At 39.4% G+C, this 21,240-nt stretch carries 24 protein-coding genes and 2 rRNA genes; 12 read left to right on the top strand and 14 right to left on the bottom strand.

Annotated features, from left to right (window positions below; translation table 11 throughout):
* The first annotated feature begins 387 nt into the window (after positions 1-387).
* From JBW_RS14240 to JBW_RS14230, 3 genes are all read left to right on the top strand, one after another.
* Positions 388-3,319, top strand: a 23S ribosomal RNA gene (locus tag JBW_RS14240).
* A 98-nt stretch (positions 3,320-3,417) separates the two neighbouring features.
* Positions 3,418-3,534: ribosomal RNA gene (gene rrf, locus JBW_RS14235) — 5S ribosomal RNA — on the top strand.
* Between the two features lie 459 nt (positions 3,535-3,993).
* A complete protein-coding gene (locus JBW_RS14230; protein WP_007957474.1) occupies positions 3,994-4,305 on the top strand; it encodes a hypothetical protein in 312 nt (103 codons plus the stop codon).
* A 126-nt stretch (positions 4,306-4,431) separates the two neighbouring features.
* On the opposite strand, the gene fba is transcribed toward JBW_RS14230, so the two are convergent.
* The 4 genes from fba to JBW_RS14210 form a co-directional block, all read right to left on the bottom strand.
* Positions 4,432-5,361: a class II fructose-1,6-bisphosphate aldolase gene (gene fba / locus JBW_RS14225; protein ID WP_007957482.1), complete on the bottom strand. Its 930-nt coding sequence runs from the start codon at positions 5,359-5,361 to the stop codon at positions 4,432-4,434.
* 146 nt (positions 5,362-5,507) lie between these two features.
* Complete coding sequence (locus JBW_RS14220) at positions 5,508-6,392, bottom strand: RluA family pseudouridine synthase (RefSeq protein ID WP_007957484.1); 885 nt, start codon at positions 6,390-6,392, stop codon at positions 5,508-5,510.
* Positions 6,393-6,601: 209 nt separating this feature from the next.
* Positions 6,602-6,862, bottom strand: coding sequence for a hypothetical protein (locus JBW_RS14215; protein ID WP_235333786.1), 261 nt, complete (start codon positions 6,860-6,862; stop codon positions 6,602-6,604).
* A 42-nt stretch (positions 6,863-6,904) separates the two neighbouring features.
* The gene (locus tag JBW_RS14210; protein WP_007957486.1) at positions 6,905-8,329 is read right to left on the bottom strand and encodes a recombinase family protein; all 1,425 of its coding nucleotides are present in this window, start codon (positions 8,327-8,329) and stop codon (positions 6,905-6,907) included.
* A 248-nt stretch (positions 8,330-8,577) separates the two neighbouring features.
* Between JBW_RS14210 and JBW_RS14205 the strand changes: the two genes are divergently transcribed.
* Together JBW_RS14205 and JBW_RS14200 are read left to right on the top strand one after the other, a co-directional pair.
* Complete coding sequence (locus tag JBW_RS14205) at positions 8,578-8,835, top strand: hypothetical protein (RefSeq protein WP_007957487.1); 258 nt, start codon at positions 8,578-8,580, stop codon at positions 8,833-8,835.
* Positions 8,836-9,638: 803 nt separating this feature from the next.
* The gene (locus JBW_RS14200) at positions 9,639-9,818 is read left to right on the top strand and encodes a hypothetical protein (protein ID WP_007957488.1); all 180 of its coding nucleotides are present in this window, start codon (positions 9,639-9,641) and stop codon (positions 9,816-9,818) included.
* A 161-nt stretch (positions 9,819-9,979) separates the two neighbouring features.
* Here the strand turns inward: JBW_RS14200 and JBW_RS25390 are convergent, their stop codons facing one another.
* The 6 genes from JBW_RS25390 to JBW_RS14185 all read right to left on the bottom strand — a co-directional run bounded on the left by JBW_RS25390 (position 9,980) and on the right by JBW_RS14185 (position 13,371).
* Positions 9,980-10,135 (bottom strand): hypothetical protein, encoded by a 156-nt coding sequence (locus tag JBW_RS25390; protein ID WP_007957489.1) that lies wholly within the window; start codon positions 10,133-10,135, stop codon positions 9,980-9,982.
* A gap of 433 nt (positions 10,136-10,568) precedes the next feature.
* Positions 10,569-10,739 (bottom strand): hypothetical protein, encoded by a 171-nt coding sequence (locus JBW_RS25385; protein WP_007957490.1) that lies wholly within the window; start codon positions 10,737-10,739, stop codon positions 10,569-10,571.
* Positions 10,740-11,153: 414 nt separating this feature from the next.
* The gene (locus JBW_RS23815) at positions 11,154-11,519 is read right to left on the bottom strand and encodes a hypothetical protein (RefSeq protein ID WP_052697336.1); all 366 of its coding nucleotides are present in this window, start codon (positions 11,517-11,519) and stop codon (positions 11,154-11,156) included.
* 44 nt (positions 11,520-11,563) lie between these two features.
* On the bottom strand, positions 11,564-11,821 hold the full coding sequence (locus JBW_RS25000) for a hypothetical protein (RefSeq protein ID WP_158453460.1): 258 nt from the start codon (positions 11,819-11,821) through the stop codon (positions 11,564-11,566).
* Between the two features lie 413 nt (positions 11,822-12,234).
* Positions 12,235-12,696, bottom strand: coding sequence for a hypothetical protein (locus JBW_RS14190; protein WP_007957491.1), 462 nt, complete (start codon positions 12,694-12,696; stop codon positions 12,235-12,237).
* A gap of 216 nt (positions 12,697-12,912) precedes the next feature.
* Positions 12,913-13,371, bottom strand: a complete 459-nt coding sequence (locus tag JBW_RS14185) for a CBO0543 family protein (protein WP_007957492.1) — start codon at positions 13,369-13,371, stop codon at positions 12,913-12,915.
* 202 nt (positions 13,372-13,573) lie between these two features.
* Here JBW_RS14185 and JBW_RS14180 point away from each other — a divergent pair, with 202 nt between their 5' ends.
* The 3 genes from JBW_RS14180 to JBW_RS26120 all read left to right on the top strand — a co-directional run bounded on the left by JBW_RS14180 (position 13,574) and on the right by JBW_RS26120 (position 15,501).
* Entirely contained in the window at positions 13,574-13,840 is a 267-nt protein-coding gene (locus JBW_RS14180; protein ID WP_007957493.1) for a hypothetical protein, read from the top strand.
* 122 nt (positions 13,841-13,962) lie between these two features.
* Positions 13,963-15,201, top strand: coding sequence for a DNA polymerase Y family protein (locus tag JBW_RS14175; protein WP_007957494.1), 1,239 nt, complete (start codon positions 13,963-13,965; stop codon positions 15,199-15,201).
* A 12-nt stretch (positions 15,202-15,213) separates the two neighbouring features.
* Positions 15,214-15,501, top strand: a complete 288-nt coding sequence (locus JBW_RS26120; RefSeq protein WP_007957495.1) for a hypothetical protein — start codon at positions 15,214-15,216, stop codon at positions 15,499-15,501.
* Here the strand turns inward: JBW_RS26120 and JBW_RS14170 are convergent.
* Both JBW_RS14170 and JBW_RS14165 read right to left on the bottom strand, forming a co-directional pair.
* A complete protein-coding gene (locus JBW_RS14170; RefSeq protein WP_007957496.1) occupies positions 15,400-15,603 on the bottom strand; it encodes a hypothetical protein in 204 nt (67 codons plus the stop codon). The two genes, JBW_RS26120 and JBW_RS14170, sit on opposite strands and share 102 nt — an antisense overlap.
* 85 nt (positions 15,604-15,688) lie before the next feature.
* On the bottom strand, positions 15,689-16,021 hold the full coding sequence (locus JBW_RS14165) for a hypothetical protein (protein ID WP_007957497.1): 333 nt from the start codon (positions 16,019-16,021) through the stop codon (positions 15,689-15,691).
* A gap of 299 nt (positions 16,022-16,320) precedes the next feature.
* Between JBW_RS14165 and JBW_RS14160 the strand changes: the two genes are divergently transcribed.
* Complete coding sequence (locus tag JBW_RS14160; protein ID WP_229534332.1) at positions 16,321-16,563, top strand: hypothetical protein; 243 nt, start codon at positions 16,321-16,323, stop codon at positions 16,561-16,563.
* Between the two features lie 28 nt (positions 16,564-16,591).
* Complete coding sequence (locus JBW_RS14155; RefSeq protein WP_007957499.1) at positions 16,592-17,086, top strand: YajQ family cyclic di-GMP-binding protein; 495 nt, start codon at positions 16,592-16,594, stop codon at positions 17,084-17,086.
* Positions 17,087-17,145: 59 nt separating this feature from the next.
* Here JBW_RS14155 and uraA read toward each other — a convergent pair whose 3' ends face one another.
* Positions 17,146-18,399, bottom strand: coding sequence for a uracil permease (gene uraA, locus JBW_RS14150; RefSeq protein WP_007957500.1), 1,254 nt, complete (start codon positions 18,397-18,399; stop codon positions 17,146-17,148).
* A 292-nt stretch (positions 18,400-18,691) separates the two neighbouring features.
* Here uraA and JBW_RS14145 point away from each other — a divergent pair, with 292 nt between their 5' ends.
* Positions 18,692-19,813, top strand: a complete 1,122-nt coding sequence (locus tag JBW_RS14145; RefSeq protein ID WP_007957502.1) for a hypothetical protein — start codon at positions 18,692-18,694, stop codon at positions 19,811-19,813.
* Between the two features lie 125 nt (positions 19,814-19,938).
* The gene (locus JBW_RS14140; protein ID WP_007957503.1) at positions 19,939-20,331 is read left to right on the top strand and encodes a class II SORL domain-containing protein; all 393 of its coding nucleotides are present in this window, start codon (positions 19,939-19,941) and stop codon (positions 20,329-20,331) included.
* 89 nt (positions 20,332-20,420) lie between these two features.
* Here JBW_RS14140 and JBW_RS14135 read toward each other — a convergent pair whose 3' ends face one another.
* Positions 20,421-21,068: an SPOCS domain-containing protein gene (locus JBW_RS14135; RefSeq protein ID WP_007957504.1), complete on the bottom strand. Its 648-nt coding sequence runs from the start codon at positions 21,066-21,068 to the stop codon at positions 20,421-20,423.
* Positions 21,069-21,240 lie beyond the last annotated feature (172 nt).

The raw sequence follows: 21,240 nt of genomic DNA, 5'->3' as shown, positions 1-21,240 counted from the left end.
ATCCAAGGTCGACACATCTGGTTGTTCACAATACTTACATTGCTTAGTTTTGAGGGAATACATCCCATGTTATTACCAGTGATGGTAGTGATATGAATATGTAGTACCTTTGATGTTCTTTGAAAACTGCACAGAAGAAAGCAACGTAATAATTCTAATAGCAATATTAGGGTGATTACCGAGCATGTTAGGATTATTTGAAACATGTATATGTATATATTTCGGCGTCAAACCCGAATATACACAAACCACAGGTTGGCAAGAAGCTGTCAGTTGCTAGGAGCGACGAGGACATGAACGGAGTCGTACTTCTGTACGTCGCAGTGAGTGCCCGCAGGAGCGACAACGCAAATGATAGGTTATTGCAAACCGACGTAACAAGACATAAGTCAAGTTATGAAGGGCATACGGTGGATGCCTTGGCGCCAAGAGCCGAAGAAGGACGGGGTAAGCTCCGATAAGCTAGGGGGAATCGCAAGCAGGTATTGATCCCTAGATTTCCGAATGGGGAAACCCAACAATGGTAATGCATTGTTACCCATGCCTGAGAGCATGAGGAGGGCACCTGGGGAACTGAAACATCTAAGTACCCAGAGGAAAAGTAATCAAGTGAGATTCCCTAAGTAGCGGCGAGCGAACGGGGAAGAGCCCAAACCGAGTCAGTTTACTGATTCGGGGTTGAGGACCAGCATAATTCAAGTCAGGCTTAGTCGAACTACCTGGAAAGGTAGACCATAGGGGGTAACAGTCCCGTAGACGAAAAGCAGAGCGAGATGGCTGAGATCCAGAGTACCACGAGACACGTGAAACCTTGTGGGAAGCAGGGGGACCACCCTCCAAGGCAAAATACTCCTTGGCGACCGATAGCGTATAGTACCGTGAGGGAAAGGTGAAAAGCACCCCGGGAGGGGAGTGAAAAAGAACCTGAAACCGTATGTCTACAAGCAGTCGAAGACCCTTATGTGGTCGACGGCGTGCCTATTGAAGAATGAACCGGCGAGTTACAGTAACTAGCGAGGTTAAGCAGAAGATGTGGAGCCGTAGCGAAAGCGAGTCTTAATAGGGCGATTAGTTAGTTGTTGTAGACCCGAAACCGCAGTGATCTATCCATGGCCAGGTTGAAGCGCAGGTAAAATTGCGTGGAGGACCGAACCCGTGAACGTTGAAAAGTTTTGGGATGAGTTGTGGATAGGGGTGAAATGCCAATCGAACGCGGAGATAGCTGGTTCTCCCCGAAATAGCTTTAGGGCTAGCCTCAAGAAATAAGTACAGACGGTAGAGCTCTGATTGGGCTAGGGGCCTTATAGGTTACCGAACTCTGTCAAACTGCGAATGGCTGTACTCGGACCTTGGGAGTCAGACTGCGAATGATAAGATCCGTAGTCAAGAGGGAAACAGCCCAGACCATCAGCTAAGGTCCCAAATGCCGTACTAAGTGGCAAAGGATGTGGAACTTCAGAAACAACCAGGATGTTGGCTTAGAAGCAGCCACCATTTAAAGAGTGCGTAATAGCTCACTGGTCGAGAGGTTTTGCGCCGAAGATGTCCGGGGCTAAAGTACGGAACCGAAGCTATGGATTTGTATCTTAGGATACAAGTGGTAGGGGAGCGTTCTATACGCATCGAAGCAGTACCGTAAGGAGCTGTGGAGTATATAGAAGTGAGAATGCCGGTATGAGTAGCGAAAAGACAAGTGAGAATCTTGTCCACCGAAAGCCTAAGGTTTCCTGAGCAACGCTCGTCGTCTCAGGGTAAGTCGGGGCCTAAGCCGAGGCGTAAATGCGTAGGCGATGGACAACTGGCAAACATTCCAGTACCACCCTCATCCGTTTGAGTGATGGAGTGACACAGAAGGGTAAGTAATCGCATGAATGGAAGAAATGCGTCTAAGCTTGTAGGGTGTTTAGTAGGCAAATCCGCTAAACGAGAAGCCTGAGGAGTGACGGGGAGTTGACCGCAAGGTTGATGAACTTACTGATCCCATGCTGTCAAGAAAAGCTTCTAGCGAGGCTGTGGGTGCCCGTACCGCAAACCGACACAGGTAGGCGGGGAGAGAATCCTAAGGTGCGCGGGAAAACCCTCGTTAAGGAACTCGGCAAAATGTCCCCGTAACTTCGGGAGAAGGGGAGCCTCTTTAGGTGATTACCCTCGCGGTATGAGCTAAAGGAGGTCGCAGAAAAGAGGCCCAAGCGACTGTTTACCACAAACACAGGTGCCTGCTAAAGCGAAAGCTGACGTATAGGTGCTGACACCTGCCCGGTGCTGGAAGGTTAAGGGGAGTGCTTAGAAGCAATTCGAAGGTGTGAACTGAAGCCCCAGTAAACGGCGGCCGTAACTATAACGGTCCTAAGGTAGCGAAATTCCTTGTCGGGTAAGTTCCGACCCGCACGAAAGGTGTAACGACTTGGGCACTGTCTCAACGAGGGACCCGGTGAAATTGAAATACCTGTGAAGATGCAGGTTACCCGCGACTGGACAGAAAGACCCCATGGAGCTTTACTGTAGCCTGACATTGAATTTTGGTAAATGATGTACAGGATAGGTGGGAGACTGCGAGACATGTACGCTAGTATGTGTGGAGTCGTTGTTGGGATACCACCCTTTATTTACTGGAATTCTAACTTTAGTAGTAACGATACTGAGGACAGTGTCAGGTGGGCAGTTTGACTGGGGCGGTCGCCTCCGAAAATGTAACGGAGGCGCTCAAAGGTTCCCTCAGCGCGGTTGGAAATCGCGCGTAGAGTGCAAAGGCAGAAGGGAGCTTGACTGCGAGACGTACAGGTCGAGCAGGGACGAAAGTCGGACTTAGTGATCCGGTGGTACCGCGTGGAAGGGCCATCGCTCAACGGATAAAAGCTACCCTGGGGATAACAGGCTAATCTCTCCCAAGAGTCCATATCGACGGGGAGGTTTGGCACCTCGATGTCGGCTCATCACATCCTGGGGCTGTAGTAGGTCCCAAGGGTTGGGCTGTTCGCCCATTAAAGTGGTACGTGAGCTGGGTTCAGAACGTCGTGAGACAGTTCGGTCCCTATCCATCGCGGGCGTAAGAGATTTGAAGGGAACTGCTCCTAGTACGAGAGGACCGGAGTGGACGAACCAATGGTGTACCAGTTATTCCGCCAGGAGTACAGCTGGGTAGCTACGTTCGGAAAGGATAAACGCTGAAAGCATCTAAGCGTGAAACCAGCCTTAAGATGAGATCTCTCATAGCATAAGCTAGTAAGTCCCCTTGTAGATGACAAGGTTGATAGGCCAGGTGTGTAAGTCCAGCAATGGATTCAGCTGACTGGTACTAATAGGACGAGGGCTTGACTTAAATTTTGTTAGCAGCATGGCTGCTAACAACTAACATGCAGTCTTTCTTCTGTGAAGTTTTGAAGGAACATATTTATATGTACTTCTAAAAAACTTTAATCCAGTGGCGATAGCTGTGGGGTTCCACCTGTTCCCATACCGAACACAGTAGTTAAGCCCACATACGCCGAAAGTACTTGGATGGAAACGTCCTGGGAGGATAGGTAGTTGCTGGTTGAAGAAAAAGCACTCACTTTTGTGAGTGCTTTTTAATATCTTGCGTTTTGCGAGATTGGTGAGAATGCTTCAGATGCTAGGTACGACAATAAGCAGGGAACCAAATCTTTGTAAACGATAGTGAGCAAGAAGATTTGAGTGATTCGCTTAGTTAGAGTGAAACGATAACATCCTTTACCTAGTACATCAGTACGTAAAGTGAGTGCGCGCAGGAGTAACGATGTAGATGAGGTATTATCGCTAAGTCGAAGTACCGATTAAGTCCATACGTCGAAAGTACTTGGCTGGAAATGGTCTGGGAGGATAGATCAGTTTATTCAAAAAGACATTCACTTTTGTGGATGTCTTTTTATCGTTCTTCAAATCAATCCTTTTGTATTATTAGATGCTAGATTGGAGTAAATTTAAAATGATATATATGATGCCTTGATTTCAGACCGACCTTACCGAAGAGGTATATTGCCTCATGAGGCTTATGAAGTCTTATTGGAATTAACGAGAACGCAATTAGATTTGAACATATTGAAAGTATTCTTTAACTATGTTGCGATTTTTCCAGTCGGCAGCCTTGTGCAGATCAATACAGGGGAAATAGGAGTGGTAATTGAAGTAAGACAACAATTTCCACTTAAGCCACAAATTCGCATTATATTAGATGCGAAAGGATATGCGGTAGATAACGTTTATGAAATAAATTTAAAAGATACACCAACTCAATTTATTATAAAAGTTTTTAGAGAAGAAGAGAGAATTATTTTTCCTCCGGTCTAGAAAAGTGAATCCCTTATGAGCATCGAAAATTCATGTTCATAAGGGATTTTATTGTGCTCTATTAATAAATGATTTTCGATTAGGGGCGCCTAAAAAAGCTGAGACGTTATATCTCAGCTTTTTTAACTACAGACGGTTACTGCAGTTTAGTACATTTTTAATTTTATGTTTAACCATGTTCTTAATCGCTTCTCGAGCTGGTTTTAAGTATTGGCGAGGGTCAAAATCACTAGGATTATTGACAAAATGTTCACGAATAGAAGCTGTCATAGCCAATCGTAGATCGGTATCAATGTTAATCTTGCAGACCCCGAATTTTCCTGCGCGTAATAACATATCTTCAGGTACGCCTTGGGCGCCTGGGATGTGTCCACCGAATTGATTGCATTTTGCAACAAATTCAGGAAGTACAGTAGATGCACCGTGAAGTACTAATGGATAATTAGGTAATAGTTTGGAAATTTTTTCCAAACGAGCATAATCAAGACTTGGTTCACCTTTAAATTTATAAGCCCCATGGCTCGTGCCAATCGCAATGGCAAGTGAGTCACAGCCTGTACGTTCAACGAATTCTACCGCTTCATCAGGATCAGTATAAGTCGCATCTTTGGCAGATACTTTAACAGCATCTTCAACACCGGCAAGCTTACCTAATTCAGCTTCTACGACTACACCATGAGCGTGAGCATATTCTACTACTTTTTTAGTTAAAGCAATATTTTCTTCAAAAGAATACTTTGAGCCGTCAATCATAACTGAACTAAAGCCGCCATCAATACAAGATTTACAAATTTCGAAATCATCCCCATGATCCAGATGCAATGCAATAGGTAGACCTGAATCCTCTAGTGCCGCTTCTACTAATTTTGTAAGATAAATATGTTTTGCATATTTACGGGCTCCTGCAGACACTTGTAGAATAAGTGGAGCTTGCTCCTCTTTAGCAGCGTCAACAATACCTTGAATAATTTCCATATTGTTGACATTGAAAGCGCCAACCGCATATTGACCGTCATAAGCTTTTTTGAACATTTCTTTGGTTGTAACTAATGGCAAAGTAATTCCTCCTAAAAGTTTTTTACTATATTAATTATACCAGATTTTAGCAGGCTTGTGTACAAAAAGTATGTTAAAAGATGAATGTTTTTAGCGGTTATTTATATCGTATCTTTACTTTTATTTTGGATTTTTCGAAAAGTAGGCTAATTTTCACCATAGGAAAGCTTGTCAATGACGTTTGATATGTCATTTGGAAGCTGACTGGTTACATCAATGATTTTACCTGAAAGAGGATGCGCAAAATAAAGTCTTGCAGCATGTAAAGCTTGGCGAGAGATTAATTCTCTTGAACCTCCGTATAAATCATCTCCTATAATTGGATGACCAAGATGGGAGAGGTGGACTCGAATTTGGTGGGTGCGTCCAGTCAAGAGCGTTAATTGGACAATACTAGCATTTATCAATGGCCTGAGTACTTGATAACAAGTCGTGGCATGCTGTCCCTTAGGGTCAATGATACGTTGGATAATACTATCAGGATGCCTGGCAATGGGCGCGTCTATAGTGCCTTCTGCTGGTTTTATGATGCCTGTTGTAAGTGCGATATACTGTCTGTTAATATTTTTAGCACCATTAAAGGATAAGAGATGTTGAATATGAGGGTATTTTGCAATTAGCACTAAACCGGAGGTATTGCGATCTAAGCGATGGACGGGGTGAAAGGCATGAGAGCGTCCCTGGGTATGAAAATAGTGCATAATGGCATTTCCTAATGTGGCTGTATGTTCAGATGTTGTTGGATGGACTAACATTCCAGCTGGTTTATCAATAATGAGCAAGGTGTCATCTTCATAAGCTATATGTAAAGGAATATTTGTAGGTACGATATCACAAGGCTGTAGCCAATGAAGTGTAATGGCATCACCTGGAAAAATCATATGTGTTATAGTCGTTTCTTTTCCATTGACTATGATGGAACCTGTGTTTTTTATTTTTCGCCATATTGTAAGAGAAAGGCCGATATGAGAGCGCAAGTATTCTTTGATTGGCATAGGAGATAGGGTCTTCGGTACTATGAGATCTAACATGAGTACTCCTTAATGTGTAGTATTATGCTTAGTATTCTTTATTTTGCAATGTTTTATTTTCGCTAAATAGAGCAATAGTTCCTCTTAATGAATAAACACAAAGACAATATGCTGATCTACAGCATAACAAGGAACACAAATAATGTATAGAATTAATTTGTGTTCCTTGTGTCTTTGTGCTTTTTGAAGAGGAATATCACTGCAGGACGTTACATTAAATTTTGTGTCATTGTGATAAGGTGAGCAATATGTTCTCGTTCCATGTTTGAGGATTCTTGGAAATAGTCATTCATAGGATTACCACGTAAGCTAAAAATATGTTCCATTCGGTGGTGACGGCGCAATAAGGCAAGTAAGAGATAGATAACAAATCCACGCTGTAAGCTGAGTTGTCTTTCCTTTGTATTGTGGATTTCTCCTTCTCTCATACTATACTTTTTCATGGAAGCACTCATTGCCTCATCATGCATAGAAATGAGATGAATGATATAGTTCCAATGTAGGAAAACGCCTTAAACCTTTATGGTATATACGATGCTGCCGTTTTTGCGTTTTGCAAAAACCTTAATACCGTAAGCAATAAGCAGACGTCTTTTCTCTTCAAAAGATGTAGCCTTAAGAATATCTTTTGAGCGGATTGATTTGACGGAGGGGATTATAATAAGAGCGCTAAGAGCATTTTTAGTTGCTGCGACTTCTTTGCTAATGGATTGCAAATCTTTTTCTGCCACTTCTGTTTCTAATATTCCATCAGCAACCCATTTAACGATTGCGGATTGCCTCTTCTTCAATTTTGTCAGTTGTTTTTCAAGATCAATTTTAACCGCAGTCGTATCGGTAGTGTTATTTTGATAGATTGATAAACCGTGTTTGCTTTTAGCGACCTCCGTTAACTCTGCCCATACTGCATCATCCAGATCTTTTGATGAGATCGTTTTTCGATAATCACATTCATGACCATTTATATATGCAGTACAAACATAGTAACGGTAATCCTTATTGCCTCGATGGTAATTCACCCCTCGCATTGCATACCCGCATCCAGCGCAGCGTATGATGCTGGATAATAAGTAATCATGCTTGGAATTACGCTTTGCAACAACTTTGTTAATACGGCGACACTCTACAGCCCTTTCCCAGGTTTCACGATCAATAATGGCCGGTACGGTGATGGGTATCCATTCTGATTTATCTCGAATACTTCTTTCCCGTTTTTTCGGACCGACATTTTTCAAATACTGCTTAAAGCTCCACTTCGTACCTGCGTATGTTTCATTTGCAAGCATGTAGTCAATCGTAGCAAGACCAAAAGGCTTGCCTTTACGATTGACTACGCCCATAGATTTTAATTCTACATATAGGCTGTTAACGCCGTAATTTCTTGTCGTATAGAGCTGGAAGATTAGTTTTACGATTTCTGCCTCTTCAGGATTGATAATACACATAGAATTTTCTTTATCATAAGTATAGCCGTAAGCATCATCATTAAAAGTAAGTTTACCAGAAAGAGCCTTTGAACGCTTACCGCGTAAAGTGCGTTCACGGATCTTTGCTTTCTCAAACGCAGAGATGGCTCCGCGGATGGAAAAGAACAGCCTTCCCTCTGGCGAGGCATCATAATCATGAGTAATAAAAATAAGTTGCGCACTCGCTTTTTCAATTTCATCTGCCAAAAGTAACTGATTCGTCAAATTACGGCTCAGACGATCAGGATCATAGACGATAACATTATGTATCAACTTCGCTCGTAAATCATCTCTGAGGCGTTCTAAGGCGGGTCTCTCAAGGTATTCTCCAGAATAGCCATCATCTATGTATTCTACGATTTCTAATCCGTTTTTCTCAGCATGTTCACGACATGTACGAATTTGATCACTAATTGAATATCCTGTTTCCGCTTGTGCATCTGTTGATACACGGGCATATATGGCGTTCATTGGTAGCCCCCTAACAGTGGATTGGTATAATAGTACTTTATATATGTAGTAAGAAAACTCCTTCAAGTTCATTTTATCAGTTTACTGAAACAGATTCTTAGATTGCAAGAATCAGCTAAGATAAGGTTTGTTAGAATTTTTCGATCAAATGGATAAATCGTAATATATATATATTATGTATCACCAAATTACAGCTATTTACATATTATATATTACGATAAATTTTGTAACAAAAGGTGATGGTAGCTATGTTTTTTAGTGAAACTTCAAATTGGAAATTCTCAAATAAAATTATTCCTACATTTCCATTATCTTCACTTCCACCAAATCACTATCCTACTGAAAGTACTGAAGCAACTGAAGCTACTGAAGCTACAGTTGCAACAAGGGCTCAGGATCTACAGGGGACGCTGGATTTACGTCTGCAACAGGTGATTCAGGATGCACTGGAGCAACAAGTACAGCAAGTGCAGCGCTTGCTCAACGATTACTGGATCCACAGGTGAGGCAGGTACTTCTGGGAGCGATTAGAATTACAAGGACAGTAGGTGGTTCTGGATCTACTGGTTCAGGGCCGCCAACCGAGTGTAATATAGATATTAGCTGAAATTAGTTTTAATAATGTTAATGGAACAGAGTTTCTTGCTGTATAGTCATATTATTGATAGCGTGACTTGGAGTAAAACTATAACTTATCTTACACAGCTCATCCATGTTAGTAGTGGAATAGTGATGTGTCTTGCTGCAATTGCTTATCTATTTAGTTATAAAATTTCCATGACAGTATCAATAATTTTTTTAGCCTGCTCTGGCAGGTTTTTTATTTTGTCATCATAGTTATGCTCACTGTTATGGGGTCATTTGTTGAATAAATTCCATGGGAGAAATCTCTAAGGCAGAACATAATTTTTCACACACATAAGGAAGGGGGGGATTTAGCGATCTTATTAAGACGAACAATATTCCTATCGTTTTGGGTCACTTACTTACTACGTACATAAATCAGTCTGAATGGCATCAAGGCGCTCATCAAGAGTAAAAATCTTTACTTTCCCGATGCAGCAGCTTGATCATCATCTTTATTGAGATGTTTCTTATATTGAATGTATGTTTCAATTTTCTTGTTAATTTAGACGACATGTACAGTGCCCCCTCCTAATAGGTATTCAAAGTTAAGGATAACACAAAGGAAGGCATAACAGCGCTAAGTGATGCTCTATGAATCAAACAGAAGCAAAGTGATCACTTAAGAAAGTTAGAGTAATGTTGGATAAGCACTAATTCATACTTTATATGGGAGGGGATGTAGATGGCAGTTGAGTTTAAAGGCTACTGGTCAGGCACGTTTGAAGATTATCAAGCAGGAAAAGTTACTCTTCAGATGGATATGCCGGAAGAATTAGCTAAGAAATTTCATAGAATTCTTGCTCAAATTAAGGGCTATACAATAGTGGAAGAAACTGAGCCGGAAGATCCTCCGGCAGCGTAAAAATGGACAAGTAGGTGATTACCTTGGATAAGTTTAGATTTGCGACTTACGAGCAACTAAAAGCAGACAGGCAAGCAATATCTAATAGCAAAAAGCGCTGGGTAACACCAGCGCCTTTTATTACATTGAAAAGCCGCTTCATTGAAGAAGCGGCAAACGTATTAGCTTGGCATTTGATTATTACTGATTACGAAGCTCCCGTATTTGTTTTTAGCTTGTGTGTCCGTATTAATTTCAGTGTTTGTAGAATCTTGGTTTTCGGTAACTATTTCAGATTCAGAAATACTTGAATCCATTTCATTTACTTCCTTTTTCATAATAATCATCTCCTACTGGTAGTGTAACCAATATGTATTTTAATAATTTACTTCTCTATAAAAATTAATATATTTATGAGGGGGCGAAAGCCATGTGCCTATGTAAAGAAAAATGCGCTTACAGTGATATAGCGCCAATAAGCAGAAGCTGCTCAAAGGGTGTACAGTTTTGCACCTTTTCAGCTTGCAAGACCTGCCGTCTGGTAATGGCTAGATGCGGTTATGTAACAGAAACGCTGTACCGCTTTTAAAGCTAATAGTAAACACACAAGGCGATTGTGTGAGTTTTGTATCAATTTTAAAGGCAGCAAGTGCCTTGTTTTGAATATGGATGATGTAGAAAAACTCATGCAGCGGGGGCGTGGTAAGTAAAACTTAAAGTTAGGAGGTAATAATTGAAAAAGGCCAGTTACTGGACTGACCTCTTAGAGAATCACTTTACAGAATTATGTTCGAATACGTAGGATTCCGTAGTGCTTTTAGGACTAGTTTTATGAGACACTTCTTTTTCAACGTCTCCATTTTCTAGATCCTTTGCTAAACCTTTTTCAGTAGGCATTCTATAACGCGTATATGAGCCATCTATTACCGTTTTTTCATCCATAAAATCACCTCCTAATACTAGTTTTCCCCTAGTTTTTTATTACATGTAAAGTATGTTTAGCACATAAGAAAAAGCCCTCTAAAAGAGAGCTAAGAGAAAAAAATATGGAGAGATTTTGCGACTAGGGAGGTCGCTAACAATAGTATGCCCATAAGTAGGAGTTATATACATTAGGAGTAAGAAGGAGTGAGCATAAAAATACTGACTGCTAAAAGAAGCAATCAGTAAGACAAGTATTTAGGAGCGCCACGTAAGAGGTACCATTATAATACAGTATATGATTCACCCATGTAAAAAAACGCCCTCCAAAGGAGAGCTTTAGATGGGAGTGATTTTGTTTAAGGAGCTAACATAGTATGTCCGATAAGTAGGGGTTATATACAATTGAGCAGAGCAGAGCGTATTTTAGTCCTGTTATAACTGGTTCCTCGTCAACAGTCCATATAATTCCAGGAGCATGCCAATAGTAAATCCGATAAATATTCCTGTTGGTTTTGGCATATTTTCTCGATTTATTAGCCCATTTTTCTTGAGGTTCTCATTGATGTCAATTGATCGGTTAAATGCCTCCCACATACTGAAAGCATATATACCAGGATAAAAGAGTGCCCAACTTCGAGCAAATTGAGAAACATTTTCGGTATTAGGATTAAACCCTTTGACAACAGCATCATTGATATGTGATGCTGAGTTAATGAGTAGCTCTAAGGATATTAAGACAATGCCTAGTAAGAAATCTCGATTAAAAATTGCCCTAATCCAGGAATCATTTCTAACCACAATAGCGCAGCCCAGGGAGAACGATTTTGTGAGATGGTAGGATATTAAAAATGATTTATATACCAAAATGATAGGTATTTATTATTAGAGTGTAAAAGAGGGCGTGAGGAATAAAAGAAAAAGCCCGAAGGCTTTCTATATAGTAAATAATTATAAACACTAACGTGGACAACAACCTTGTCTAGGCCAACAAGCTTTCCAAGGCCAACAATTCCCTCTAGGCCAGCAGGACTGTCTGGGCCAACAGAAGTATCTGGGCCAACAACCATTATATTGATGGTGATGATGATGATGATGATCATTACAATGATCATTATACCAGTAGTCTTGTCTAGGCCAGCAGGACCAAGGTTGACGATAATCACTAGTATTATATACTAGTTCGAATTCATTTCTATCGTTTAGGGCTTCTCTCCACTCTTCAATTTCAGGGTCTTCCCAATTATAGTCCATCTCGTAGTATCACCTCCCCAATTTATCTATAGAAACATCTATTATACATAATATGATCTATGGTAAATAGAGGTGATTAAGCGGTTATCAATTTATCGCCCATACTACCAATTTAAAGCAATAGTAGATATTGGGTACGGGCGGGTGGTATAACATGCGTTAGATTAGTGCAAAGTCAAGTTGGAAATGGATACGGCGAAACACCGTATCCTAGCCTATATCATATATGAGGATGGTAAGAAAGAGGTTATTATGGATACGCTTAAAGACAGAATTGTCTAATGATTCCATTTGAGAAACTATCCGCCATCATTAAAGCCTGCTTTTCAATTTTATCAAAAATTGCGATATCTTCTTCGAAATCCTTATTAAGTCTGGCGACAGCTTCAGCTTTCGTTAATGCCAAATGCTCATACCACATTTCTCTCATGTGTTTGCTAGTCCAATAAGGATTTATGCAATTAAGAAAATGAACAATTTCATCTGCGTTTGTATACCATCTTTTTTCTGCCACGGCTGCTGCTTGACTATTTCCACTCTTTGCGGCATTTACAAGATCTGCGGCAATAACTAAATGATCTGTTAGTAATTGTTCAAATTTGGAAGCAACTCTGGAACCATAAAAATGATTAAATAACCTTGCAAAATCAGGTGCATTGCGGAGTAGTCGGTTGGTAGTAGCTTCCAAATCGGGTGAAGCGGCGGCAATGCTTATAATAACCATTCTAGTCCAGTAGACATGCTATTCCCAAAGTACACGGAAACAGTCCCTTAAATGTATTGCTTTTTTACTAAATATACATCCGCATTCATATTCTTCACAATAAGATCTAGGCACAATAACACCTCCTTATTATTGTTATATTACATAATATGTGGATCGTTAGGGATTAGTGATAAATTATAAACTAGTGTGTAATATTGGGGAGGGCGGGATAGATTATTTTGATAACTTATCTAATTGAAGGATCTTATGGTACTGGTGAAATATGCAAAATAATATCCAATCAGATATATATGAGTGCCAAAGCGTCCACCCATGGTAATGAGCCATGTGCCCAGTGATTACGTGAATATGTTCTATAGTAATTGCCAAGGCAGTCCAAGCGAACCAATAAGAGAACATACGAAAGAACGTCTGTTTTTGAGGCAACCACTGGATAAAAAGATAGGTAGCAATGGGATTAACCTCAAATTCATCTATGAGATTTATTACAATCTCAGGCTCACTTCCGTAATACTCCCAATAAGGTATATACGAATCGACAATTTGGTCTGCAATCAAACCTAAAGACGATGCCAAAACACAAACTGGGACTATTTCTTTCCAACGTGATTTATCTGCAAAAAGTAGCCAACAAGCCCAAATAATAAAAAAACGGGCGTAAAAAAAGCTCATATAATTTACTCCTTAAAGAAAGTGCTAAAAGATATTATGTGGATTAAGCCTTCTAATTATGCTAGGTAGAATGAATGAGGGGCGGGATAAAATGAAAGCAATAACCATTTTAAGCCGTGGGCGAGTCTAATCGCCAGCGGTGCAAAAAAGATAGAGACTAGATCGTGGTCAACTTGCTCTGGAATTGACGGATGGTATGAGGATGTATTATCGTTCTCCAAAGACAAAAGGGGAGTATGAACTTACAGGCAATGGAAAGAAGATGTGGGTATGGCAAAACAGAAAGTACTGGTCGGATCATTATGGAACTACTTTTACGGTGAATAATATTCCAACATGGGCGCATAAGCTTGTAATGTATAGCTATGATGGTTTAAAAGAAACAATTGTTTTGTCCGGTCAAGCGTCTCAGGTCTTTAACAATTTAACGGAAAGTCAAACCTATATGTTCGTTGCAAGTGTCGATTAAAGTTTAGCCGTCTTCGAGTGAGGCGGCTTTTTTATTTGGGAACATTTACAACTTGTTTTCTTCCTGTGAAAACTCTATAATTTAACCAAACATATGTTCTGTTTGCGGGTGGTGAAATTATCATGCGTCGTACGATCTTGCATGTCGATCTGAATAACTATTACGCAAGTGTGGAGTGCTTATACAATCCAGAGATCCGCGATAAGCCTGTTGTTGTTTGCGGTGATGCTGAAGCGCGCCACGGTATCATTCTAGCCAAAAATTATCTTGCAAAGGCTCTAGGAGTCAAAACAGGAGATGCAATTTGGGAGGCAAAACAAAAGTGCCCTGGCTTAGTGTTGGTACGAGCAGATTTTCAAAAGTATTTACGGTTTTCACGGCTAGCGCGAGAAATATATGCGGATTATAGTGATAAAATTGAGCCTTATGGAATTGATGAAGGCTGGATTGACGTCACTGGTACAGAACAAATATTTGGCACTGGCCAAGATATTGCGGATCAAATCAGGCAACGCTTGCGAGATGAGCTAGGCCTCACAGGATCAGTTGGTGTATCATGGAATAAGATATTTGCAAAGCTTGGTAGTGACATGAAGAAGCCAGATGCTACTACGGTTATAACGCCAGATAATTTTCATGAAAAAGTTTGGCCACTACCTGTTGGCGAGTTGTTGTATGTTGGTCGCTCTACTAGGCGCAAGCTCCAGAACCGTGCTATATACACAATTGGAGATCTTGCTAAACGTGATATAAGTGACCTGAAGCTATTATTAGGAGTATGGGGAGAAACGCTCTGGCACTTTGCAAATGGACTTGATTTGGCGACGGTGCGGCAGACTAGTGAGAGCAGTATCATTAAATCCGTTGGTAACAGTACTACAACTCCAAGGGATCTAGTCAATAATCAAGACGTCAAACTAATCATTTATGTGCTGGCAGAGAGTGTGGCAGCACGTCTACGTAAGCATGGTTTTAAATGTAAAACGGTATCTATCAGTGTAAGGGGTAATGACCTTATATCCTTTGAGATACAAGGCAAGTTGTCGGGGCCGACATTTTTATCTAATGATATTGCTAATAAGGCGATGGAATTATTTAAAGCAAATTACCGATGGGAGACTCCAATTCGTAGTCTTGGCGTGCGTGGTTCTGATCTAGTGACAGCTGATAGGCATGTGCAGCTTGATTTGTTTGATAATAGCAACTTGGATGCGGAAATATTGGCAGGTACGGTAGATACGTTACATAAACGTTTTGGTCATTATAGTGTTCAACGTTGTGCAATGCTGCTGGATCGGCATCTTACTGGATTTAATCCTGAGCAGGATCACGTTATACATCCAATTTCATATTTTAAATAGTAGGTGAAAGGTATGAATAGTAAAGTCTTTGTAGAAGTCACGGCCAAGCATGATATATATGGTAATGTTAGACCGCTGTCAATCAAATGGGAAGATGGCAGAGTCTTTGAAGTGGATCGTCTTCTAGATGTGCGCCAGGCTGCATCTTTAAAAATGAAATATGCCTTACACAAGGATGGATATTTTCCTATATTGATATTAAATTATCTGAATAATATCCATATAGGCATCCCAGTGATTTACAGAAATATCATCAAGACTATCACGAGTAGTATCTGTGGCTTGCTCAGCTGCTTCTAATGTAGTATACATTAAATCCAGTTGTTCAATCGCTTCTGTATGAAGCATACGCATATGCTCTAAGTCCATTGACATAGGTTTTCGACTCTGGGTTCTTTTCAACAGGGTAACCTCCTTAAAACAGCGACTTTTGCCACATAGTATGCGATAAGCGAATGGAAGGTGAGGGATTAGCTAGATTTTTTTATTAACGATGTGATTTAGGACCAATAAAACGGATCATTTTGATGGGTATCATCATAGAAAGTGGTCTTTTGCGCATACAAACATTTACAATAATGAAATCGCAGCCTACATAGCAGAGCGAGCCACAAAAAGAATCTTGGTGACAAAGGCGCGCGTCAACGGAGAATATTACATCATCACCTAACATACATAATAGGCGATCTTTAAACGAATTATCAGGATATGAGTATGGTTTAGCTGAGGTGCAACATTCTTGGGGCATCATCTTTTTGTCCATGTAGTCACAGCATGGGTCCATTTCTTCATGATACCAATGTGGATATTTGCCATCCATAACTTTGATAGCCTCCTTTATTGATATTTTCTTGGAGTATATGATACATCATATGAAGAACAGAGACATAATGATACTGCCGTAAACTTTTTTTCAAGAATTTATAAGACTTTTTTGCAAGATATACGAATTATTTTTTGATTCAAGGTATTATTTTGGTTATTGTGGGATATATTTCTATTTAAAATTTAAAATTTTGCGTAAAATAAATATTATTGTAAAATATGCAGGAAAAAAAACGTTCGTTTCGAATTTATAAGTGTTAAGTGCTTACTAATGAGGTGATTTTTTTGGAAATAATGAAGAATAGTAATATTATCATGTATGGTTTTCTTGTATGGTTATTTATTGCGCCTAGGAACAATAGTTCTCGATATGGTGAGTTTTTTTTGGCCTATATGGCGGCTTTATTATTTAGTTTAGTTGGTAGTTCCGAAATTCTTATGGTTAAGCCGGCAGCTTTTTTCTTCACGATAGGCGGTGTTTTTGCCTTCGTTTATGTTGTGATGCGTAAAACGATTCACATAGCAATTAAAAAATAAATATAAATATAAAAATGGAGGTCATACTATGGCTAAAGATTGTTCCTTCGATGTGGTTTCAGAGGTTGATATGCAAGAAGTCGATAATGCAGTGAATCAGACAACGAAAGAAATCAGCCAACGATTTGATTTTCGTGGCAGCAAGGCTTCTGTAACTTTAGAGGGTATTGATATCAAAGTGACTGCTGATGATGATTACAAGCTGAAGAATGTAGTAGAGATTTTACAAGCAAAAGTTATTAAGAGAGGAATCTCATTAAAAAACTTAGATTATGGAAAAGTGGAAGCCGCTTTTAGTGGCACAGCCCGTCAGATTATCAAAATAAAAAAAGGCATTGACAAAGAGAATGCGAAAGACGTGATTTCTTCCCTTAAAAATAGTAAAATAAAAGTACAAGCTCAGCTGATGGATGATCAAGTACGCGTATCAGGTAAAAATAAAGATGATCTGCAAAATGCAATTGCCTATCTGAAACAAGGTGATTTTAAGATTGCTCTTCAGTTTGTTAATTTTCGTTCATAAAAAAACTTCCGCTTTTGCGGAAGTTTTTTTATGAACGATTAACTTTCAAAGGAGAGTTTTCAAATTTTATCATTTGTTAATCCCAGAAGGTCTAGTGCTTTAAAGCTTAAACTAAGAAAGATGGAGACGATAGTGGCTAAGGCCATACCTTTCATGGTGACGGTGCCGATTGTAATACTGGCTCCGCTAATACCCAGAATTAATACGATAGAAGTTAAAATGAGATTTCGGGAACGACTGTAATCTACTTTTGATTCTACAAGTATACGTATTCCGGAAGCCGCAATGACACCGAACAATAATAGGGAGACTCCACCCATTACAGGTACGGGAATACTTTGAATGGCAGCAGCTAGCTTGCCAACGAAAGAAAGAACAATCGCGAGGATGGCAGCACCACCAATAACTTGTACACTATACACTTTAGTAATCGCCATTACACCAATATTTTCACCATAAGTAGTGTTGGGAGTGGAGCCGAAGAATCCTGAAACGATAGTGGATAAACCATTACCGAATAATGAACGGTGCAGTCCTGGATTCTGTGTTAAATCCCGACCTACGATATTTCCAGTGACTACGAGATGCCCAATATGCTCAGCGATTACGACTAATGCTGCAGGTAAAATAATCGCAATTGCATTAAAGTTGAACTCAGGAGAATATATGGTGGGAGCAGCAAACCAAGGAGCGGCAGCTATAATGCTTAAATCGACCAATCCAAGCAGGAAGGCTGCTATATAACCAGCAAGTACACCGATCAGAATTGGAATGATAGCTAAGAAACCGCGGAACATGATGGAACCTATGATTGTAACCGCTAACGTAAACAGTGAGACTGTAATGACATGAGGATCGAGTGTTTTGGCTGTAAGACCTGCCATATCAGCAGCAACAGGTGCTAGCTCTAATCCAATTACAGCAACAATAGCGCCCATAGCGGCAGGTGGGAAGACCGTATCAATCCATTTCGTACCAATGATGCCAATTAGAAATGATACGAGAGAAAATACGACGCCAGCAGCAATAAAGCCACCGAGAGCTGCATTATAACCATATTGGGGCAGGACAATAAAGACAGGTGAAATAAAAGCAAAACTAGAACCTAAATAGGCAGGAATTTTACCTTTGCAGATAAAAAGGTATAAGAGTGTACCAATACCATTAAACAGTAGAATGGTTGCAGGATTCACCTTAAATAAAATAGGAACTAGTACAGTAGCACCAAACATAGCAAATAAATGTTGTAGGCTGAGGGGAAATAATTGGAGCAGGGGCAATTTTTCTTCAACTTGAATGATACGTGTATTCATATAATCCTCCTTAATAGTACCTTAGCACACAATAAAAAAGACTCTTACCAGAGCAAGAGTCTTAAGGTCAATACAGGACAGGCCTATTTAAAGCCATATCATTGTGTACCTTATTAGCCTCTCGGACTAACTTAAAGGTTATTTTATTAAAATGTACCATAAAATATACTGCTTGTCTATTATTTTATAAAAATAACTGGGCAGATGTAGATCTTTAGTTTACAATAGAGGATAGGAAAAAATATCTATAATGTGAATGCTGTATGGGATTTAGCTGAGAGGTGTAAATAGAATGGCTAGAAAAAAAGATGACCAGGGCGTACGAATACAGCCTGGTGCAAGACAAGATAAGGGTAAAGTCTATGTTGATGAATTATATTTTCGTCATGTAGATCAGATGGAGCGTTGGCGTCAAGAATATGAGTATTCTCAATCGGTAGAAAATGCATTGATTGGAATTAGTAAGTTAGATTATGAAGAAGTTGATTATACCTCATTGAGGGTTAGAAATCCATGGAAAGAACGAACGGTGCCTGATTGTTCTGGTGTACTGGAGAAAGTAAGAGTTGAAGAAGAACGTAAATTTGTTATGCCTATTATCATGCATACAGGTTTATTATTAATTTTTTTATTTGTTTTGCTTGCCAGTAGTAATGTGATTGCATTATGGATATCTGGAATTGGTGTAGTTACGTTGCTGGTATTAGTAGTTATGTTGCTGCAAAAGCGTCATCAGGAGATTGAGCGTATTGTATTAGAAAAGCAAAAAGAAATTGATGATTGGATTGAAAATGAAGAACGATTAATTAAAGAAGAAAAAGAGAAACATGAACATGAGGAAGATGAGCGAATTAAAGCAATTGAACGTTTATTAGCAGGAGATATTGCTGCTATTTTTGCAAAAATTGATCAGGTGTTGACAGCAGCTCCCTTTCCTTTTCATGTAAGTGCAGATATTGCTATATATATGAATATTCCTTCGGTAAAGATCTGGCTGCCGCCAAAATCTATTATTCCTACGCAAATTTGCTCTTTGCAGTCATCAGGAAGACCTAGTTTTCAGGAAAAGGAAATACGTACAATTAATAAACAGTATTTTGAATTATGTGCAGCCATTTCCATGAGAGTAATGTCTTTAATTTATGCTCATATACCATCCTTTGGTATAGGATATATTTATGGTATGTCAAAGGACGGCAGAAATACAGAATGTTTATTTACCAGTAAATTGGATCGTTCGATAGTAGAAGCTGCTTGTAATGCTGCTAATGGCTTAGCTGCCCTGCAGATTCTTAAAGCTACGTTTGATTGTGATACTTCCCTTTCTTTAATACCCTTTGAGTTCGATGATCCAGTGGAATGGGACAATGTAGAAACGAAATTAGTGCGTAATGTTCATGTGGACTTGTTTTGACAATGCCACATGAACAAATTATAGTAAAGAAATATAAAATAAAAGGGATTTTTGATTTATTAGCAAATATATGTAATAGTAGTAAGACATACTAAAACTAAAAATAAAAGGAGGGTTTTTGATTTATGAAAATTTCTGATGTAATTCAAAGTGCTGATTGGAAAACTGAAAAACACGCTCCAGTTATTGAGGCTCCAGAGAAAGTAAAATCAGGTGAAAGTTTCGCTGTAGGGCTTTCGGTAGGGAAGGAAATTGCTCATCCAAATACTACTGAACATCATATTCGTTGGATTAAATTATATTTTAAACCTGATAATAGCAAATTTGTCTTTGAAGTTGCAGCTTCTGAATTTAATGTGCATGGTGAGTCTACGGACGGCGCAAATAAAGGACCAGTATATGCTGAGCCTACAACGAAAGCTATTATAAAGCTTAATGGTTCAGGTACGTTACTAGCGACTTCGTACTGTAATATTCATGGTTTGTGGGAAAGTTCTCAAGCCATTACTGTAGAATAAAAATAAGGGTTTACTGTTCCAGTTAGCTGGAACAGTTTTTTTTTACCTAATGAAAGAAGTATCTTGCATTACAAATCATTCTTAAAAAATTATTCTTGGTCGACTTGGCATTCGCTGGTATGATAAGAGGATAGGTTGTCACGTTCTTTGTAGGCATTTGTAGGATCGGATGGTTCTAATTGCTGGGAAGACGGAGTATGAAAATTGCTGAAGGGAGGCATATCATGCAAATCATCCATAGGTGTCATGGGATGTGTTGCAGGATAGACCGCAGTGCGGCAGGGGTTAATTTTTTCGGGTGTGCATAGTACAGTCAGATTTGGTTCGGAGCAGTGGCAATTGGAATTAATACAGGATTTACTAAGTTTGATTACACAAACTTTTATAACAATTAATTTATTAATGCACCTACCATTGATAAGTTGAAATTCTTGATGTTTAATAGAAGCCTTTAATTGGCAATCCATACCGGCTTTTGCGCAACAATGATTAATAAGAGCAATAAATGGAGTTTCAAAGGAGATGAAATGGACTGTTTGTGTGGAGTCAAAATTGGATGATACAAATTCTATGCAAATATTTACATGACCAGAAAAACTGATTTGCTTATCTAAGATAATTGTTTTTTTTATGACTGGAGTAGAAGTCACACGAAGTAAAAAGTCAATATCTGGTGTGTGGCTTGGAAGAGGTAATGAGCCATTTACTGCAATTTGTGTACTTTTTTTGCATACCATATGATACATTCCTCCTTGATTTAGATTTGCTATTCTTAGGGTAAGTGAAAATTGCGGTATACTAAAAATCTATAATGATTTTGGCTAGTCTTCAGATGCGAAAAATTCGACCTAAGTGATTTATAATATCATATCAATAAGGATGACATTTGGTTACCAAAAAGACAATAAT

Origin of the sequence: Pelosinus fermentans JBW45 (assembly GCF_000271665.2) — a bacterium.
Lineage (GTDB): Bacteria > Bacillota > Negativicutes > DSM-13327 > DSM-13327 > Pelosinus > Pelosinus baikalensis.
Note: the sequence above shows the minus strand (reverse complement) of the source record. Positions and strands in the feature narration are given on the sequence as shown.

Coding starts and splice junctions, on each gene's coding strand:
- JBW_RS14220 (WP_007957484.1), bottom strand. CDS start 6,392: ATGTTAGATCTCATAGTACCGAAGACCCTATCTCCTATGCCAATCAAA.
- JBW_RS14215 (WP_235333786.1), bottom strand. CDS start 6,862: ATGCATGATGAGGCAATGAGTGCTTCCATGAAAAAGTATAGTATGAGA.
- JBW_RS14210 (WP_007957486.1), bottom strand. CDS start 8,329: ATGAACGCCATATATGCCCGTGTATCAACAGATGCACAAGCGGAAACA.
- JBW_RS14205 (WP_007957487.1), top strand. CDS start 8,578: ATGTTTTTTAGTGAAACTTCAAATTGGAAATTCTCAAATAAAATTATT.
- JBW_RS14200 (WP_007957488.1), top strand. CDS start 9,639: ATGGCAGTTGAGTTTAAAGGCTACTGGTCAGGCACGTTTGAAGATTAT.
- JBW_RS25390 (WP_007957489.1), bottom strand. CDS start 10,135: ATGAAAAAGGAAGTAAATGAAATGGATTCAAGTATTTCTGAATCTGAA.
- JBW_RS25385 (WP_007957490.1), bottom strand. CDS start 10,739: ATGGATGAAAAAACGGTAATAGATGGCTCATATACGCGTTATAGAATG.
- JBW_RS25000 (WP_158453460.1), bottom strand. CDS start 11,821: ATGATCATCATCATCATCATCACCATCAATATAATGGTTGTTGGCCCA.
- JBW_RS14190 (WP_007957491.1), bottom strand. CDS start 12,696: ATGGTTATTATAAGCATTGCCGCCGCTTCACCCGATTTGGAAGCTACT.
- JBW_RS14185 (WP_007957492.1), bottom strand. CDS start 13,371: ATGAGCTTTTTTTACGCCCGTTTTTTTATTATTTGGGCTTGTTGGCTA.
- JBW_RS14180 (WP_007957493.1), top strand. CDS start 13,574: ATGTATTATCGTTCTCCAAAGACAAAAGGGGAGTATGAACTTACAGGC.
- JBW_RS14175 (WP_007957494.1), top strand. CDS start 13,963: ATGCGTCGTACGATCTTGCATGTCGATCTGAATAACTATTACGCAAGT.
- JBW_RS26120 (WP_007957495.1), top strand. CDS start 15,214: ATGAATAGTAAAGTCTTTGTAGAAGTCACGGCCAAGCATGATATATAT.
- JBW_RS14165 (WP_007957497.1), bottom strand. CDS start 16,021: ATGGATGGCAAATATCCACATTGGTATCATGAAGAAATGGACCCATGC.
- JBW_RS14160 (WP_229534332.1), top strand. CDS start 16,321: ATGAAGAATAGTAATATTATCATGTATGGTTTTCTTGTATGGTTATTT.
- JBW_RS14155 (WP_007957499.1), top strand. CDS start 16,592: ATGGCTAAAGATTGTTCCTTCGATGTGGTTTCAGAGGTTGATATGCAA.
- uraA (WP_007957500.1), bottom strand. CDS start 18,399: ATGAATACACGTATCATTCAAGTTGAAGAAAAATTGCCCCTGCTCCAA.
- JBW_RS14145 (WP_007957502.1), top strand. CDS start 18,692: ATGGCTAGAAAAAAAGATGACCAGGGCGTACGAATACAGCCTGGTGCA.
- JBW_RS14140 (WP_007957503.1), top strand. CDS start 19,939: ATGAAAATTTCTGATGTAATTCAAAGTGCTGATTGGAAAACTGAAAAA.
- JBW_RS14135 (WP_007957504.1), bottom strand. CDS start 21,068: ATGGTATGCAAAAAAAGTACACAAATTGCAGTAAATGGCTCATTACCT.